This is a genomic window from Microbacterium timonense (assembly GCF_900292075.1).
GTDB lineage: Bacteria > Actinomycetota > Actinomycetes > Actinomycetales > Microbacteriaceae > Microbacterium > Microbacterium timonense.
Window position 1 is genome coordinate 133307 of the sequence record NZ_OLMV01000006.1, and the last position, 12934, is coordinate 146240.

Consider the following 12934-nt stretch of genomic DNA (forward strand, 5'->3'; position numbering starts at 1 on the left):
CCCGGAACTTCTACACGACCGTCCTGAGGAGGACCCAGTGGCTAAGGCCAAGTTCGAGCGGACCAAGCCGCACGTGAACATCGGAACGATCGGTCACGTCGACCACGGCAAGACCACGCTCACCGCAGCGATCTCGAAGGTGCTCGCCGACAAGTACCCGTCGGCCACCAACGTGCAGCGCGACTTCGCATCGATCGACTCGGCTCCCGAGGAGCGTCAGCGCGGTATCACGATCAACATCTCGCACGTCGAGTACGAGACCCCCAAGCGTCACTACGCCCACGTCGACGCCCCGGGTCACGCCGACTACATCAAGAACATGATCACGGGTGCCGCGCAGATGGACGGCGCGATCCTGGTCGTCGCGGCCACCGACGGCCCGATGGCGCAGACGCGTGAGCACGTGCTGCTCGCCAAGCAGGTCGGCGTTCCGTACCTGCTCGTCGCGCTCAACAAGTCCGACATGGTCGACGACGAGGAGATCCTGGAGCTCGTCGAGCTCGAGGTCCGCGAGCTCCTGTCGTCGCAGGACTTCGACGGCGACAACGCTCCGGTCGTGCGCGTCTCGGGCCTGAAGGCTCTCGAGGGCGACGAGAAGTGGACCCAGTCGATCCTCGACCTCATGGAGGCCGTCGACGAGTCCATCCCCGACCCGGTGCGTGACAAGGACAAGCCGTTCCTCATGCCCATCGAGGACGTCTTCACCATCACCGGCCGTGGCACGGTCGTCACGGGCCGCGCCGAGCGCGGTACCCTCGCGATCAACTCCGAGGTCGAGATCGTGGGTCTGCGCCCGACGCAGAAGACGATCGTCACCGGTATCGAGATGTTCCACAAGCAGCTCGACGAGGCGTGGGCCGGCGAGAACTGTGGTCTGCTCCTTCGCGGCACCAAGCGTGACGACGTCGAGCGCGGCCAGGTCGTCGTCAAGCCCGGTTCGGTCACCCCGCACACCAACTTCGAGGGCACGGCGTACATCCTGTCCAAGGAGGAGGGCGGCCGTCACAACCCGTTCTTCACGAACTACCGTCCGCAGTTCTACTTCCGCACCACCGACGTCACCGGCGTCATCACGCTGCCCGAGGGCACCGAGATGGTCATGCCCGGCGACACCACCGACATGACGGTCGAGCTCATCCAGCCGATCGCCATGGAGGAGGGCCTCGGCTTCGCGATCCGTGAGGGTGGCCGCACCGTCGGCGCCGGCACGGTGACGAAGATCATCAAGTAAGTCTCTTCGACCTGCTCAGAAGCCCCCGGGAGTGATCCCGGGGGCTTCTGCCGTCCGCGGATGGAGGGAATGCGCCGATGGGGAGGATGCCTCGCGCGGGCGCATCCTCTCCTTTCGCGTATCGCCTCCGGATCCGCACACTCGCGAGCCGCGACCTCAGCGGACCAGATGCCGCCCCTGAGCGACGGCACGCATGATGAGCTCCTGCACCTCGTGCCATCGGTCGACGACGTCCCCGTATCCCACCCTGATCACGTGGTAGCCCATGAGCATCAGCGCGGCGTCGTGGGCGTTGTCGGCCTCACGCTGGGCTCCGACATGGTGCCCGCCGTCGATCTGCAGGACCAGCCGATCGCCGATGAGCAGGTCGACGCGGTGTCCCGCGATCCAGACCTGCCGTCGCAGCGGAAGTCCCATCCACAGCAGCCGCGGCACCACGAGCGTCTCCAGGCCCGAGTCCGAGAAGATGCCGGCCTCGGCGAGCAGTCGCCGTGCGGCCGGCGGCAGCGCATACTGCGAAAGCGTGTGCCGATCGGCCCTGCCGGCGCGCAGCGCGGACTCCCACACCACGAGAGCCTCTTCGTACGGAAGGCACGTCGCGACGAGTGCCAGGACGTTCTCGATCCCGTCGACGAGATCGTGCGGATGCCTCGGCACGAGCGGCTTCGCCCAGTGCACGTGCGCGTTCGTCATCCCGGCGCGCCCCGAATGCGGCCGCGCGGCGACGTGATGCCGGTCGTCGTGCCGGAGGACGAACAGGCCGAGGCGGCGCGCCTGCGTGACACAGGTGAGGACGACCCCGCGCTTCGCGGCGGCCAGCAGCATCCGGTCCGCGGACGGCAGGGCCACCCAGCCGTTGCGCACCCGCATGACAGCGCCGTCGGCGACCGCACTGTCGAGCGCGCGTCGCGAGTGGCCCGCGTCACGCAGGGCGGTGGTCGGAGCGATCCCGGCGCGCGCAGCGAGCGTCTCGACGAGCGCCGCCCGGCGCGCCCGCTGTCGCGCGATGACGGTGGGCAGCATGTCGTCCACTGTGGCGGTGGCGCTCGCCCCGCGTGCCGCGGCGGGGGACGGATGTGGATGACCCATGAAGCGGCTTCATTGGGGAGGAATCGTGTGCGCCTCGATGCCCGACTCGCTGTCAACGCACACGGACGGATGGGCGGTCTCGGGTACGCGCCGGGAGGATCTGTGCCCGGTCGGAGGATGCCTCGGCGCAAGCTCTCCGCTACTCGAGCACTTCTCCTCCCGGCGTGTACGTTGCCTTGCCGCAGGGGTGTCGCGGACGGGCGCCTCACGACAGAATTGCGTGAAGCCTCTGCCGGGGGCCGGAGAAGGAGCGGATATGGGTATCGATGACCTCGTGAACCAGGGCAAGGAGTTCCTGGAGCAGAACAAGGACAAGATCCAGGACGTGATCACGTCCGAACAGGCCGAGAACGTGAGCGACAGTGCGCTCGATGCCGCGGCGGACTTCGTGAAGAAGGTCGCGCCCGACAGCATCGATCAGCATGTGGACGGCGTCCGCGACAGCATCGACAAGGCGGTCGGCAACCAATAGGCGGTCGCAGCGCACGTCGACGGAGCGGCTCGGGCGTCGGGCCGCTTCGCCGTGCCAGGCCTGGGAAACGGCCGAGAGGCGAGAAGGGCGACACGCCCGAGTTTGCGACACGCCCGGGCTGCACGTAGACTAGTGAGGTTCCACATTCCGGCGCCCCTCTTGGCGTGCGCCGGATCACTGCCAGGGCAGTGCATAGGCAGCGCGACGCGCAGGGTCCTAGGCCGCGGGCAGCAGAACCACCACATCTCGAATCCACCCCTTGCGGAGCAGCGCTTCGCGCGCGGGCGGAGAACGGATGCCGGGAGCAGCGCTTCGGCGCGGCGCCCGGATTGACAGCAGAACAGCGGTGCAGCATCCCTCGACAAGCTCGGGAACCGAGCGGCCGCGAGGAGAAAGTGCCCCGGCGCGCGAGCGCCATGTGCGTCCAATGCCCGAGAGGTACGACGCGGAAAGAGAGTGAGCAGACAATGGCGGGACAGAAGATCCGCATTCGCCTGAAGTCGTACGACCACGAGGTCATCGACTCGTCGGCGCGCAAGATCGTCGACACCGTGACCCGTGCGGGCGCGACGGTCGTGGGCCCCGTGCCCCTTCCGACGGAGAAGAACGTGATCGCCGTGATCCGTTCTCCCCACAAGTACAAGGACAGCCGCGAGCACTTCGAGATGCGCACCCACAAGCGTCTGATCGACATCGTCGACCCGACGCCCAAGGCGGTCGACTCGCTCATGCGTCTGGACCTCCCGGCCGATGTGAACATCGAGATCAAGCTCTGAGGTTCGACATGGCTGACATCAACAACAAGGTTTCCAAGGGCCTGCTCGGCACCAAGCTCGGGATGACCCAGGTCTGGGACGAGAACGGCAAGCTCGTTCCCGTCACCGTCATCGAGGTCGCGCCGAACGTGGTCACCCAGGTTCGCACGCCCGAGAAGGACGGCTACAAGGCCGTCCAGATCGCCTACGGTCAGATCGACCCCCGCAAGGTGAACAAGCCCCTCACGGCCCACTTCGAGGCCGCGGGCGTCACGCCGCGCCGTCACCTCACCGAGATCCGCACCGCGGACGCTGCTGACTACTCACTCGGTCAGGAGCTCACGGTCGACGGAACGTTCGAGGCCGGCCAGCTGGTCGACGTGGTTGGCACCAGCAAGGGCAAGGGCACCGCGGGTGTCATGAAGCGCCACAACTTCAAGGGCGTCTCCGCCTCGCACGGTGCGCACCGCAACCACCGCAAGCCCGGTTCGATCGGCGCCTCGTCGACTCCGAGCCGCGTGTTCAAGGGCATGCGCATGGCCGGCCGTATGGGCGGCGAGCGCGTGACCGTCCTCAACCTCACGGTGCACGCCGTCGACGCCGAGAAGGGTCTGCTGCTCGTCAAGGGCGCCGTCCCCGGCGCGCGCGGCCGCATCGTCTACGTCCGCAACGCAGTGAAGGGTGCCTGATCTCATGGCTGACTCGACTCTCGCGCTCGACGTCGTGAAGGCAGACGGCAAGAAGGCCGGCTCCGTGGAGCTGCCCGCCGCCCTGTTCGACGTCAAGACGAACATCCCGCTCATCCACCAGGTCGTCGTCGCGCAGCTCGCGGCGGCTCGCCAGGGCACCCACTCGACGAAGCGTCGCGGTGAGGTTTCGGGCGCCGGCCGCAAGCCCTTCAAGCAGAAGGGCACGGGTAACGCCCGCCAGGGCTCGATCCGCGCGCCGCAGATGACCGGCGGTGGCATCGTGCACGGCCCGAAGCCGCGCGACTACTCGCAGCGCACCCCCAAGAAGATGATCGCGGCCGCGCTCCTCGGCGCGCTGAGCGACCGCGCTCGCGGCGAGCGTCTCCACGTGGTGGAGTCGTTCGGCATCGAGGGTGCCCCGTCGACGAAGGCCGCCGCGGCGGTCCTCAGCGGTCTCGGCGCCACCAAGAACGTCCTCGTGGTCGTGGACCGCTCCGACGACATCAGCGTCCTGAGCGTCCGCAACCTGGCCTTCGCGCACGTGCTGCCGTTCGACCAGCTCAACGCCTACGACGTGCTCGTCTCGGACGACATCGTCTTCACCAAGGCCGCCTACGACGCCTTCGTCGCGTCGAAGACCGCCGCCACCGAGGAGGCCTCGGCATGACCGCCGCGAGCATCAACGGCCAGACAGGCCGATCTGTCCCCGTAAACAAGGACCCGCGCGACATCATCCTCAAGCCGGTCGTTTCGGAGAAGAGCTACGGGCTCATCGACGAGGGCAAGTACACCTTCCTCGTGGACCCCCGCGCCTCGAAGACCGAGATCAAGCTGGCGATCGAGAAGATCTTCGGCGTCAAGGTCGCCGCGGTCAACACGCTCAACCGCGCGGGCAAGGCCCGCCGCACCCGCTTCGGCACCGGCAAGCGCAAGGACACAAAGCGCGCCATCGTGACCCTGAAGTCGGGCACCATCGACATCTTCACGGCAGTCGGCTGACGGTCGGGATAGAGGACTAGAGATATGGCTATTCGCAAGTACAAGCCCACGACCCCGGGTCGCCGCGGCTCGTCGGTGGCCGACTTCGCCGAGATCACCCGATCGACGCCCGAGAAGTCGCTCCTCCGCCCGCTCGCCAAGACCGGTGGCCGCAACAACCAGGGCCGCATCACCACCCGCCACATCGGCGGTGGGCACAAGCGCCAGTACCGCGTCATCGACTTCCGTCGCAACGACAAGGACGGCATCAACGCCAAGGTCGCCCACATCGAGTACGACCCCAACCGCACCGCGCGCATCGCGCTGCTGCACTACTTCGACGGCGAGAAGCGCTACATCCTCGCGCCGAACAAGCTGCAGCAGGGCGACATCGTGGAGTCGGGTCCGTCGGCCGACATCAAGCCGGGCAACAACCTGCCGCTGAAGAACATCCCCACCGGTACCGTGGTGCACGCCATCGAGCTGCGTCCCGGCGGCGGTGCGAAGCTGGCGCGCTCGGCCGGAGCGTCGGTGCGTCTGGTCGCCAAGGACGGCCCGTACGCGCAGCTGCGTCTGCCTTCGGGCGAGATCCGCAACGTCGACGCGCGCTGCCGCGCGACCGTCGGCGAGGTCGGCAACGCCGAGCAGTCGAACATCAACTGGGGCAAGGCCGGCCGCAAGCGCTGGAAGGGCGTCCGCCCGACCGTCCGCGGTGTCGCGATGAACCCGGTCGACCACCCGCACGGTGGTGGTGAGGGCAAGACGTCCGGTGGTCGTCACCCGGTTTCGCCGTGGGGTCAGCCTGAGGGCCGCACCCGCCACGCGAACAAGGAAAGCGACAAGTACATCGTCCGTCGTCGCAACGCCGGCAAGAAGCGGAAGTAGGAGTAGAGGAAGATGCCTCGCAGCCTTAAGAAGGGCCCCTTCGTCGACGAGCACCTGCTTCGCAAGGTCGTCGTCCAGAACGAAGCCGGCACCAAGAACGTCATCAAGACCTGGTCGCGCCGTTCGATGATCATCCCGGCCATGCTGGGTCACACCATCGCCGTGCACGACGGTCGCAAGCACATCCCCGTGTTCGTGACCGAGACCATGGTCGGCCACAAGCTGGGCGAGTTCGCGCCCACCCGTACCTTCCGCGGCCACGTGAAGGACGACAAGAAGGGCCGCCGCCGCTGACGCGGGGGCAGAGGAGAGAGAAATGGTGGAGTCCATCGCACGCGTGCGACACATCCGCGTGACCCCTCAGAAGGCTCGTCGTGTCGTCGCGCTCATCAAGGGCAAGCAGGCTGAGGAGGCCCTAGCCATCCTCAAGTTCGCGCCGCAGGGTGCGAGCGAGCCGATCTACAAGCTCGTCGCCTCGGCGATCGCGAACGCTCGCGTGAAGGCCGACAAGGACGGCGAGTACCTGGACGAGCAGGACCTGTACGTGAAGAACGCGTACGTCGACGAGGGCACGACGCTCAAGCGTTTCCAGCCCCGCGCGCAGGGTCGTGCGTTCCAGATCAAGAAGCGCACCAGCCACATCACCGTCGTGCTCTCGACCCCCGAGGTCGCTGAGGCGGCGCCGGCTGCCAAGACCAAGAAGGCGAGCAAGTAATGGGACAGAAGGTCAACCCGTACGGCTTCCGCCTCGGCATCACCACGGACCACGTGTCGCGTTGGTTCTCGGACTCGACGAAGCCCGGACAGCGCTACGCCGACTACGTGGCCGAGGACATCAAGATCCGTCGTCTGCTGACGACGTCGCTTGACCGCGCCGGCGTCAGCAACATCGAGATCGAGCGCACCCGTGACCGCGTTCGCGTCGACATCCACACCGCCCGCCCGGGCATCGTGATCGGTCGCCGCGGCGCCGAGGCCGAGCGCATCCGCGCCGACCTCGAGAAGCTCACCGGCAAGCAGATCCAGCTGAACATCCTCGAGGTGAAGAACCCCGAGGCCGACGCCCAGCTCGTCGCGCAGGGCATCGCCGAGCAGCTCACCGCTCGTGTGGCGTTCCGCCGCGCGATGCGCAAGGGCCTGCAGGGCGCGCAGCGCGCCGGCGCCAAGGGCGTCCGCATCCAGGTCTCCGGCCGCCTCGGCGGCGCCGAGATGAGCCGCTCGGAGTTCTACCGCGAGGGTCGTGTGCCGCTGCACACGCTGCGCGCGAACATCGACTACGGCTTCTACGAGGCGAAGACCACCTTCGGCCGCATCGGCGTGAAGGTGTGGATCTACAAGGGCGACCTGACCAACAAGGAGCTCGCTCGCGAGCAGGCCAACCAGAAGCCGGCGCGTGAGCGCGGCGACCGTCGTGGCCCCCGTGGCGACCGCGGCGACCGTGGCGACCGCCGCAACGAGGCCCCCGTGGCAGAAGGAGCGTCGGCGTAATGCTCATCCCCCGCAAGGTCAAGTACCGCAAGCAGCACCACCCCGGCCGCAGCGGCCAGGCCACCGGCGGCACGAAGGTCTCCTTCGGCGAGTTCGGCATCCAGGCCCTCACGCCCGCGTACGTGACGAACCGTCAGATCGAGTCCGCTCGTATCGCGATGACCCGTCACATCAAGCGTGGCGGCAAGGTGTGGATCAACATCTACCCCGACCGTCCGCTCACCAAGAAGCCGGCCGAGACCCGCATGGGTTCCGGTAAGGGCTCGCCGGAGTGGTGGGTCGCCAACGTCAAGCCGGGTCGCGTCCTCTTCGAGGTCGCCGGCGTCAACGAGCAGCTGGCTCGCGAGGCGCTGACCCGTGCCATCCACAAGCTGCCGCTGAAGGCACGCATCATCAAGCGCGAGGAGGGCGACGCGTAATGGCGATCGGCACCAAGACGCTCGCGACGAGCGAGCTCGACACGTTCGAAGACCAGCGCCTCGTCGAGGAGCTGCGCAAGGCCAAGGAAGAGCTGTTCAACCTGCGCTTCCAGTCGGCCACCGGTCAGCTCGAGAGCCACGGCCGCATCCGTGCGGTCAAGCGCGACATCGCGCGGCTCTACACCGTGATCCGCGAGCGCGAGCTCGGCATCCGTGCCACGCCCGCTCCGCTGGAGACCGCGACGAAGGCGAAGAAGACGAAGGCGAAGAAGTCCGATGAGGCTTCCGACGCCGCGAAGGAAGAGGCCGAGTGATGGCTGAGAAGAAGCAGGCCGCCGAGGTCGAGCACGCCGCGCACGACGTGCGTGACGAGAACGCCCGCGGCTACCGCAAGGCGCGCCGCGGCTACGTCGTCAGCGACAAGATGGACAAGACCATCGTCGTCGAGGTCGAGGACCGCGTGAAGCACCCGCTGTACGGCAAGGTCATCCGCCGGACCTCCAAGGTGAAGGCGCACGACGAGGGCAATACCGCCGGCATCGGCGACCTCGTCCTCATCAACGAGACCCGCCCGCTGAGCGCCACCAAGCGCTGGCGTCTGGTCGAGATCCTGGAGAAGGCCAAGTGATTCAGAACGAGTCCCGCCTCAAGGTCGCCGACAACACGGGCGCCAAGGAGCTGCTCACCATCCGCGTGCTCGGCGGCTCGAACCGCCGCTACGCGGGTCTGGGTGACATCATCGTGGCGACCGTCAAGGACGCGATCCCCGGCGGCAACGTCAAGAAGGGCGACGTGGTCAAGGCCGTCGTCGTCCGCACCGTCAAGCAGACCCGTCGCTCCGACGGCTCGTACATCAAGTTCGACGAGAACGCCGCCGTCATCCTGAAGAACGACGGGGAGCCCCGCGGCACCCGCATCTTCGGGCCGGTCGGCCGTGAGCTTCGCGACAAGAAGTTCATGAAGATCGTCTCGCTCGCACCGGAGGTGATCTGACCCCATGGCCAAGATCAAGAAGGGCGACCTGGTTCAGGTCATCACGGGCGCCAAGCCCGAGCGCGGCGGCGACCGCGGCAAGCAGGGCAAGGTCCTCGAGGTCCTTCCCGAGCAGAACCGCGTCATCGTCGAGGGCGTGAACTACGTCACCAAGCACAACCGCGTCGGCCAGTCGCAGCGCGGCACCAAGACGGGCGGCATCGAGACGATGGAAGCCCCGATCCACATCTCCAACGTCGCGCTCGTCGACCCCTCGACCAAGAAGCCGACGCGTGTCGGTCACCGTGTCGAGGAGCAGACGAAGGACGGCGTCAAGCGCACCGTCCGCGTGCGCTACGCGAAGAAGTCAGGCAAGGACCTCTGAATATGAGCACCACCGCCCTCGAGACTGGCAAAATCCAGCCTCGTCTGAAGGCCAAGTACAACGCCGAGATCAAGAAGGCTCTGCAGGACGAGTTCGGCTACGCCAACGTCATGCAGATCCCGGGCCTGGTCAAGGTCGTTGTGAACACCGGTGTCGGCGAGGCCGCTCGCGACAGCAAGGTGATCGATGGCGCGGTCGACGACCTCACCAAGATCACCGGTCAGAAGCCGGTCGTCACGAAGGCCCGCAAGTCCATCGCGCAGTTCAAGCTGCGTGAGGGCCAGGCCATCGGCGCGCACGTCACCCTCCGCGGTGACCGCGCGTGGGAGTTCCTGGACCGCCTGGTCAACCTCGCCCTGCCCCGCATCCGCGACTTCCGCGGCCTGTCGGCCAAGCAGTTCGACGGGAACGGCAACTACACGTTCGGTCTCCAGGAGCAGTCGGTGTTCCACGAGATCAACCAGGACAAGATCGACCGCGTCCGCGGGTTCGACATCACCGTGGTGACGTCGGCGAAGACGGATGCCGAGGGCCGCGCCCTGCTGCGCGCGCTCGGCTTCCCGTTCAAGTCGGACGACGCCCAGGCGTAATTCCTGACGGATGCCGCGGCCGGCGCCGAGCGGCGGTCGCGGCATCCGATCCCACAACTGAACACCGCAATCATGGAAGGTCGTCTGTCGTGTAACGGCAGCCGATACCTCGTGAACAAAGGAATCAAGAAATGACAATGACAGACCCGGTCGCAGACATGCTGACCCGTCTGCGCAACGCCAACTCGGCGCACCACGACACCGTGTCGCTGCCGAGCTCGAAGCTCAAGACCCACATCGCCGAGATCCTCAAGCAGGAGGGCTACATCTCCTCCTGGGAGGTCAGCGACGCCCGTGTCGGCCAGACCCTCACGCTGACGCTGAAGTACGGCCCGAACCGCGAGCGGTCGATCGCCGGCATCAAGCGCGTCTCCAAGCCCGGCCTCCGCGTCTACGCGAAGTCCACCGAGATCCCCCGCGTGCTCGGCGGCCTCGGCGTCGCCATCCTGTCCACCTCCTCCGGTCTTCTCACCGACCGTCAGGCCGAGCAGAAGGGCGTGGGTGGGGAAGTCCTCGCCTACGTGTGGTGATCTGACATGTCGCGTATCGGTCGTCTCCCGATCGACATCCCCGCCGGTGTGACCGTCACGGTCGACGGGCAGGATGTCGCGGTCAAGGGCCCCAAGGGCGAGCTCGCGCTCACCGTGGCCCGTCCCATCGAAGTCAAGGTCGAAGAGGGCCAGGTCATCGTGACCCGCCCCGACGACGAGCGCTCGTCGCGCTCGCTGCACGGCCTGACCCGCACGCTCATCAACAACAACATCATCGGTGTCACCCAGGGCTACTCCAAGGGCCTCGAGGTGGTCGGCACGGGTTACCGCGTCGCGCAGAAGGGCACGGCGGTCGAGTTCGCTCTCGGCTTCTCGCACCCCGTTCTCGTCGAGGCGCCGGCCGGCATCACGCTGACCGTCGAGGGCAACAACAAGCTCACGGTCTCGGGCATCGACAAGCAGGCTGTCGGCGAGGCCGCGGCCAACATCCGCAAGATCCGCAAGCCCGAGCCGTACAAGGGCAAGGGTGTGCGCTACGCCGGCGAAGTCGTTCGGCGCAAGGCCGGAAAGGCTGGTAAGTAACCATGGCCGTGAAGTCGAAGTCCGACGCGCGCGCGCGTCGTCACGCCCGCCTTCGCAAGAAGGTCGTCGGCACCCCCGAGCGTCCCCGCCTGGTCGTCACGCGCTCGTCGCGCCACGTATTCGTGCAGATCGTCGACGACAGCAAGGGCCACACGCTGGCCTCGGCGTCGACGCTCGAGAACGACCTGCGCGCGTCCGACGCTGACAAGACCGCCAAGGCCCGCAAGGTCGGCGAGCTCCTCGCCGAGCGCGCCAAGGCTGCCGGCGTCTCGGACGTCGTGTTCGACCGTGGCGGCAACCGCTACGCGGGCCGTGTCGCGGCGATCGCCGACGGCGCCCGCGAGGGAGGTCTGAACCTGTGAGTGACAACAAGGAGAACATCGTGACCGAGCAGGCAGCGACCGAGGCTCCGGCCGAGGCCGCCACCGCGCCCGCCGAGCGGGAGCGCGAGCCGCGCCGCGGTGGTCGCGAGCGCAACCCCAACCGCGACCGCGGTGGCCGCGACCGCAACGAGAGCCAGTTCCTCGAGCGCGTCGTGACCATCAACCGCGTGTCGAAGGTCGTCAAGGGCGGTCGCCGCTTCAGCTTCACCGCGCTCGTCGTCGTCGGCGACGGCAACGGTGTGGTCGGCGTCGGCTACGGCAAGGCCCGTGAGGTGCCGCTGGCGATCTCGAAGGGCGTCGAGGAGGCCAAGCGCAACTTCTTCCGCGTGCCGCGCGTCGCCTCGACCATCCCGCACCCCGTGCAGGGTGAGGCCGCTGCCGGTGTGGTGCTCCTGCGCCCCGCCGCCGCTGGTACCGGTGTCATCGCCGGTGGCCCGGTGCGTGCGGTGCTCGAGTGCGCCGGCATCCACGACGTGCTGTCGAAGTCGCTCGGCTCGTCCAACACGATCAACATCGTCCACGCGACGGTGGAGGCCCTGAAGCAGCTCGAGGAGCCCCGTGCGGTCGCCGCGCGTCGCGGCCTCGACTTCGACCAGGTCGCCCCCGCCCGTCTCGTCCGTGCCGAGGCTGAGGCCGCGGCCGCTGCGAAGGCAGGTGTCTGATGGCTGCGCGTCTGAAGGTCACGCAGATCAAGTCCAAGGTGAGCGAGAAGCAGAACCAGCGTGACACGCTGCGCTCGCTCGGTCTGAAGCGGATCGGCGACTCGGTCGTCCGCCCCGACGACGCGCAGACGCGCGGGTACGTCCGGACCGTCGCGCACCTCGTCAAGGTTGAGGAGATCGACTGATGGCTGACAAGGCCGAGAAGAACGACGCCGTCGAGGCGGAGAAGGCTCCCAAGAAGGCCACGGCCCCCAGGAAGGCCGCCGCCGACAAGGCGCCCGCGAAGGCTGAGAAGGCCGCTCCGAAGAAGGCTGCGCCGAAGAAGGATGCCCCGGCTTCGCGCCCGGGCGTGCTCAAGGTGCACCACCTCCGTCCGGTCCCCGGCGCGAACACCCCCAAGACCCGCGTGGGTCGCGGTGAGGGCTCGAAGGGCAAGACCGCCGGTCGTGGCACCAAGGGAACCAAGGCCCGCTACCAGGTCAAGGTCGGCTTCGAGGGTGGGCAGATGCCGCTGCACATGCGCACCCCCAAGCTGCGCGGGTTCAAGAACCCGTTCCGCGTCGAGTACCAGGTCGTGAACCTGGACAAGCTCGCCGAGCTGTACCCGGCCGGTGGCGACGTCACCGTGAGCGACCTGGTCGCCAAGGGTGCGGTGCGCAAGAACGAGAAGGTCAAGGTGCTCGGCACCGGCGACATCTCGGTGAAGCTCAACGTGTCGGTCGACAAGGTCTCGGGTTCCGCCGAGCAGAAGATCGTCGCGGCGGGCGGCAGCGTGACGGCGGCGGCCGTCGCAGCGGACAGCACCGCTAAGTAGTACGCGCACAGTGGGGGTCGGAGCTTGCTCCGGCCCCCACTGGGTTACC

General features: G+C 67.5%; 23 protein-coding genes. 22 read left to right on the forward strand and 1 reads right to left on the reverse strand.

The genetic code is table 11. The features are described 5' to 3' along the window. Positions 1 to 37 precede the first annotated feature (37 nt). Positions 38 to 1231, forward strand: a complete 1194-nt coding sequence (gene tuf, locus C9992_RS15550) for an elongation factor Tu (protein ID WP_106816551.1) — start codon at positions 38 to 40, stop codon at positions 1229 to 1231. Positions 1232 to 1387: 156 nt separating this feature from the next. Here the strand turns inward: tuf and C9992_RS15555 are convergent, their stop codons facing one another. Beyond that, complete coding sequence (locus C9992_RS15555; RefSeq protein ID WP_106816624.1) at positions 1388 to 2254, reverse strand: endonuclease domain-containing protein; 867 nt, start codon at positions 2252 to 2254, stop codon at positions 1388 to 1390. A gap of 322 nt (positions 2255 to 2576) precedes the next feature. Here C9992_RS15555 and C9992_RS15560 point away from each other — a divergent pair, with 322 nt between their 5' ends. From C9992_RS15560 to rplO, 21 genes are all read left to right on the forward strand, one after another. After that, positions 2577 to 2792, forward strand: a complete 216-nt coding sequence (locus tag C9992_RS15560) for an Rv0909 family putative TA system antitoxin (protein ID WP_106816552.1) — start codon at positions 2577 to 2579, stop codon at positions 2790 to 2792. A 467-nt stretch (positions 2793 to 3259) separates the two neighbouring features. Further along, positions 3260 to 3568, forward strand: coding sequence for a 30S ribosomal protein S10 (rpsJ, locus tag C9992_RS15565; RefSeq protein ID WP_106816553.1), 309 nt, complete (start codon positions 3260 to 3262; stop codon positions 3566 to 3568). 8 nt (positions 3569 to 3576) lie between these two features. After that, entirely contained in the window at positions 3577 to 4236 is a 660-nt protein-coding gene (gene rplC, locus C9992_RS15570; protein WP_106816554.1) for a 50S ribosomal protein L3, read from the forward strand. Between the two features lie 4 nt (positions 4237 to 4240). Then, positions 4241 to 4903 carry a 50S ribosomal protein L4 gene (rplD, locus tag C9992_RS15575; RefSeq protein ID WP_106816555.1) on the forward strand — a complete coding sequence of 221 codons (663 nt, stop codon included), beginning with the start codon at positions 4241 to 4243 and terminating at the stop codon, positions 4901 to 4903. Next, complete coding sequence (rplW, locus tag C9992_RS15580) at positions 4900 to 5235, forward strand: 50S ribosomal protein L23 (protein ID WP_106816556.1); 336 nt, start codon at positions 4900 to 4902, stop codon at positions 5233 to 5235. Before rplD ends, rplW begins: the two co-directional genes overlap by 4 nt. 24 nt (positions 5236 to 5259) lie before the next feature. Continuing rightward, complete coding sequence (gene rplB / locus C9992_RS15585) at positions 5260 to 6099, forward strand: 50S ribosomal protein L2 (protein ID WP_106816557.1); 840 nt, start codon at positions 5260 to 5262, stop codon at positions 6097 to 6099. A gap of 12 nt (positions 6100 to 6111) precedes the next feature. After that, the gene (gene rpsS, locus C9992_RS15590; protein ID WP_018171448.1) at positions 6112 to 6393 is read left to right on the forward strand and encodes a 30S ribosomal protein S19; all 282 of its coding nucleotides are present in this window, start codon (positions 6112 to 6114) and stop codon (positions 6391 to 6393) included. A gap of 22 nt (positions 6394 to 6415) precedes the next feature. After that, positions 6416 to 6814: a 50S ribosomal protein L22 gene (gene rplV, locus C9992_RS15595; protein WP_106816558.1), complete on the forward strand. Its 399-nt coding sequence runs from the start codon at positions 6416 to 6418 to the stop codon at positions 6812 to 6814. Beyond that, positions 6814 to 7587 (forward strand): 30S ribosomal protein S3, encoded by a 774-nt coding sequence (gene rpsC, locus C9992_RS15600; RefSeq protein WP_106816559.1) that lies wholly within the window; start codon positions 6814 to 6816, stop codon positions 7585 to 7587. The genes rplV and rpsC overlap by 1 nt, the downstream gene beginning before the upstream one ends. Continuing rightward, a complete protein-coding gene (gene rplP / locus C9992_RS15605) occupies positions 7587 to 8006 on the forward strand; it encodes a 50S ribosomal protein L16 (RefSeq protein ID WP_029145865.1) in 420 nt (139 codons plus the stop codon). The genes rpsC and rplP overlap by 1 nt, the downstream gene beginning before the upstream one ends. After that, the gene (gene rpmC / locus C9992_RS15610; protein WP_106816560.1) at positions 8006 to 8320 is read left to right on the forward strand and encodes a 50S ribosomal protein L29; all 315 of its coding nucleotides are present in this window, start codon (positions 8006 to 8008) and stop codon (positions 8318 to 8320) included. Before rplP ends, rpmC begins: the two co-directional genes overlap by 1 nt. Continuing rightward, positions 8320 to 8634, forward strand: coding sequence for a 30S ribosomal protein S17 (gene rpsQ, locus C9992_RS15615; protein WP_106816561.1), 315 nt, complete (start codon positions 8320 to 8322; stop codon positions 8632 to 8634). Before rpmC ends, rpsQ begins: the two co-directional genes overlap by 1 nt. Next, positions 8631 to 8999, forward strand: a complete 369-nt coding sequence (gene rplN / locus C9992_RS15620; protein ID WP_106816562.1) for a 50S ribosomal protein L14 — start codon at positions 8631 to 8633, stop codon at positions 8997 to 8999. The genes rpsQ and rplN overlap by 4 nt, the downstream gene beginning before the upstream one ends. Positions 9000 to 9003: 4 nt before the next feature. Next, complete coding sequence (gene rplX / locus C9992_RS15625; protein ID WP_106816563.1) at positions 9004 to 9363, forward strand: 50S ribosomal protein L24; 360 nt, start codon at positions 9004 to 9006, stop codon at positions 9361 to 9363. Positions 9364 to 9365: 2 nt separating this feature from the next. Then, a complete protein-coding gene (gene rplE / locus C9992_RS15630; RefSeq protein ID WP_106816564.1) occupies positions 9366 to 9953 on the forward strand; it encodes a 50S ribosomal protein L5 in 588 nt (195 codons plus the stop codon). Between the two features lie 131 nt (positions 9954 to 10084). Next, entirely contained in the window at positions 10085 to 10483 is a 399-nt protein-coding gene (gene rpsH / locus C9992_RS15635) for a 30S ribosomal protein S8 (protein WP_106816565.1), read from the forward strand. Between the two features lie 6 nt (positions 10484 to 10489). After that, positions 10490 to 11026: a 50S ribosomal protein L6 gene (gene rplF / locus C9992_RS15640; protein WP_106816566.1), complete on the forward strand. Its 537-nt coding sequence runs from the start codon at positions 10490 to 10492 to the stop codon at positions 11024 to 11026. A gap of 2 nt (positions 11027 to 11028) precedes the next feature. Next, a complete protein-coding gene (gene rplR / locus C9992_RS15645; RefSeq protein WP_106816567.1) occupies positions 11029 to 11388 on the forward strand; it encodes a 50S ribosomal protein L18 in 360 nt (119 codons plus the stop codon). Beyond that, positions 11385 to 12071, forward strand: a complete 687-nt coding sequence (rpsE, locus tag C9992_RS15650) for a 30S ribosomal protein S5 (RefSeq protein ID WP_106816568.1) — start codon at positions 11385 to 11387, stop codon at positions 12069 to 12071. Before rplR ends, rpsE begins: the two co-directional genes overlap by 4 nt. After that, on the forward strand, positions 12071 to 12256 hold the full coding sequence (gene rpmD / locus C9992_RS15655; RefSeq protein ID WP_106816569.1) for a 50S ribosomal protein L30: 186 nt from the start codon (positions 12071 to 12073) through the stop codon (positions 12254 to 12256). Before rpsE ends, rpmD begins: the two co-directional genes overlap by 1 nt. After that, complete coding sequence (gene rplO, locus C9992_RS15660; RefSeq protein ID WP_106816570.1) at positions 12256 to 12885, forward strand: 50S ribosomal protein L15; 630 nt, start codon at positions 12256 to 12258, stop codon at positions 12883 to 12885. The genes rpmD and rplO overlap by 1 nt, the downstream gene beginning before the upstream one ends. Positions 12886 to 12934: the final 49 nt, after the last annotated feature.

What these genes read in the sequence shown, in the direction of transcription:
- rplD (WP_106816555.1), top strand. Translation starts at nt 4,241, where the DNA reads ATGGCTGACTCGACTCTCGCGCTCGACGTCGTGAAGGCAGACGGCAAG.
- rplE (WP_106816564.1), top strand. Translation starts at nt 9,366, where the DNA reads ATGAGCACCACCGCCCTCGAGACTGGCAAAATCCAGCCTCGTCTGAAG.
- rplR (WP_106816567.1), top strand. Translation starts at nt 11,029, where the DNA reads ATGGCCGTGAAGTCGAAGTCCGACGCGCGCGCGCGTCGTCACGCCCGC.
- rplC (WP_106816554.1), top strand. Translation starts at nt 3,577, where the DNA reads ATGGCTGACATCAACAACAAGGTTTCCAAGGGCCTGCTCGGCACCAAG.
- rpsC (WP_106816559.1), top strand. Translation starts at nt 6,814, where the DNA reads ATGGGACAGAAGGTCAACCCGTACGGCTTCCGCCTCGGCATCACCACG.
- C9992_RS15555 (WP_106816624.1), bottom strand. Translation starts at nt 2,254, where the DNA reads ATGCTGCCCACCGTCATCGCGCGACAGCGGGCGCGCCGGGCGGCGCTC.
- rplO (WP_106816570.1), top strand. Translation starts at nt 12,256, where the DNA reads ATGGCTGACAAGGCCGAGAAGAACGACGCCGTCGAGGCGGAGAAGGCT.
- rpsQ (WP_106816561.1), top strand. Translation starts at nt 8,320, where the DNA reads ATGGCTGAGAAGAAGCAGGCCGCCGAGGTCGAGCACGCCGCGCACGAC.
- C9992_RS15560 (WP_106816552.1), top strand. Translation starts at nt 2,577, where the DNA reads ATGGGTATCGATGACCTCGTGAACCAGGGCAAGGAGTTCCTGGAGCAG.
- rplB (WP_106816557.1), top strand. Translation starts at nt 5,260, where the DNA reads ATGGCTATTCGCAAGTACAAGCCCACGACCCCGGGTCGCCGCGGCTCG.
- rplW (WP_106816556.1), top strand. Translation starts at nt 4,900, where the DNA reads ATGACCGCCGCGAGCATCAACGGCCAGACAGGCCGATCTGTCCCCGTA.
- rpsJ (WP_106816553.1), top strand. Translation starts at nt 3,260, where the DNA reads ATGGCGGGACAGAAGATCCGCATTCGCCTGAAGTCGTACGACCACGAG.
- rpmC (WP_106816560.1), top strand. Translation starts at nt 8,006, where the DNA reads ATGGCGATCGGCACCAAGACGCTCGCGACGAGCGAGCTCGACACGTTC.
- rplX (WP_106816563.1), top strand. Translation starts at nt 9,004, where the DNA reads ATGGCCAAGATCAAGAAGGGCGACCTGGTTCAGGTCATCACGGGCGCC.
- rpmD (WP_106816569.1), top strand. Translation starts at nt 12,071, where the DNA reads ATGGCTGCGCGTCTGAAGGTCACGCAGATCAAGTCCAAGGTGAGCGAG.
- rplV (WP_106816558.1), top strand. Translation starts at nt 6,416, where the DNA reads ATGGTGGAGTCCATCGCACGCGTGCGACACATCCGCGTGACCCCTCAG.
- rplF (WP_106816566.1), top strand. Translation starts at nt 10,490, where the DNA reads ATGTCGCGTATCGGTCGTCTCCCGATCGACATCCCCGCCGGTGTGACC.
- rpsS (WP_018171448.1), top strand. Translation starts at nt 6,112, where the DNA reads ATGCCTCGCAGCCTTAAGAAGGGCCCCTTCGTCGACGAGCACCTGCTT.
- rplP (WP_029145865.1), top strand. Translation starts at nt 7,587, where the DNA reads ATGCTCATCCCCCGCAAGGTCAAGTACCGCAAGCAGCACCACCCCGGC.
- rpsH (WP_106816565.1), top strand. Translation starts at nt 10,085, where the DNA reads ATGACAATGACAGACCCGGTCGCAGACATGCTGACCCGTCTGCGCAAC.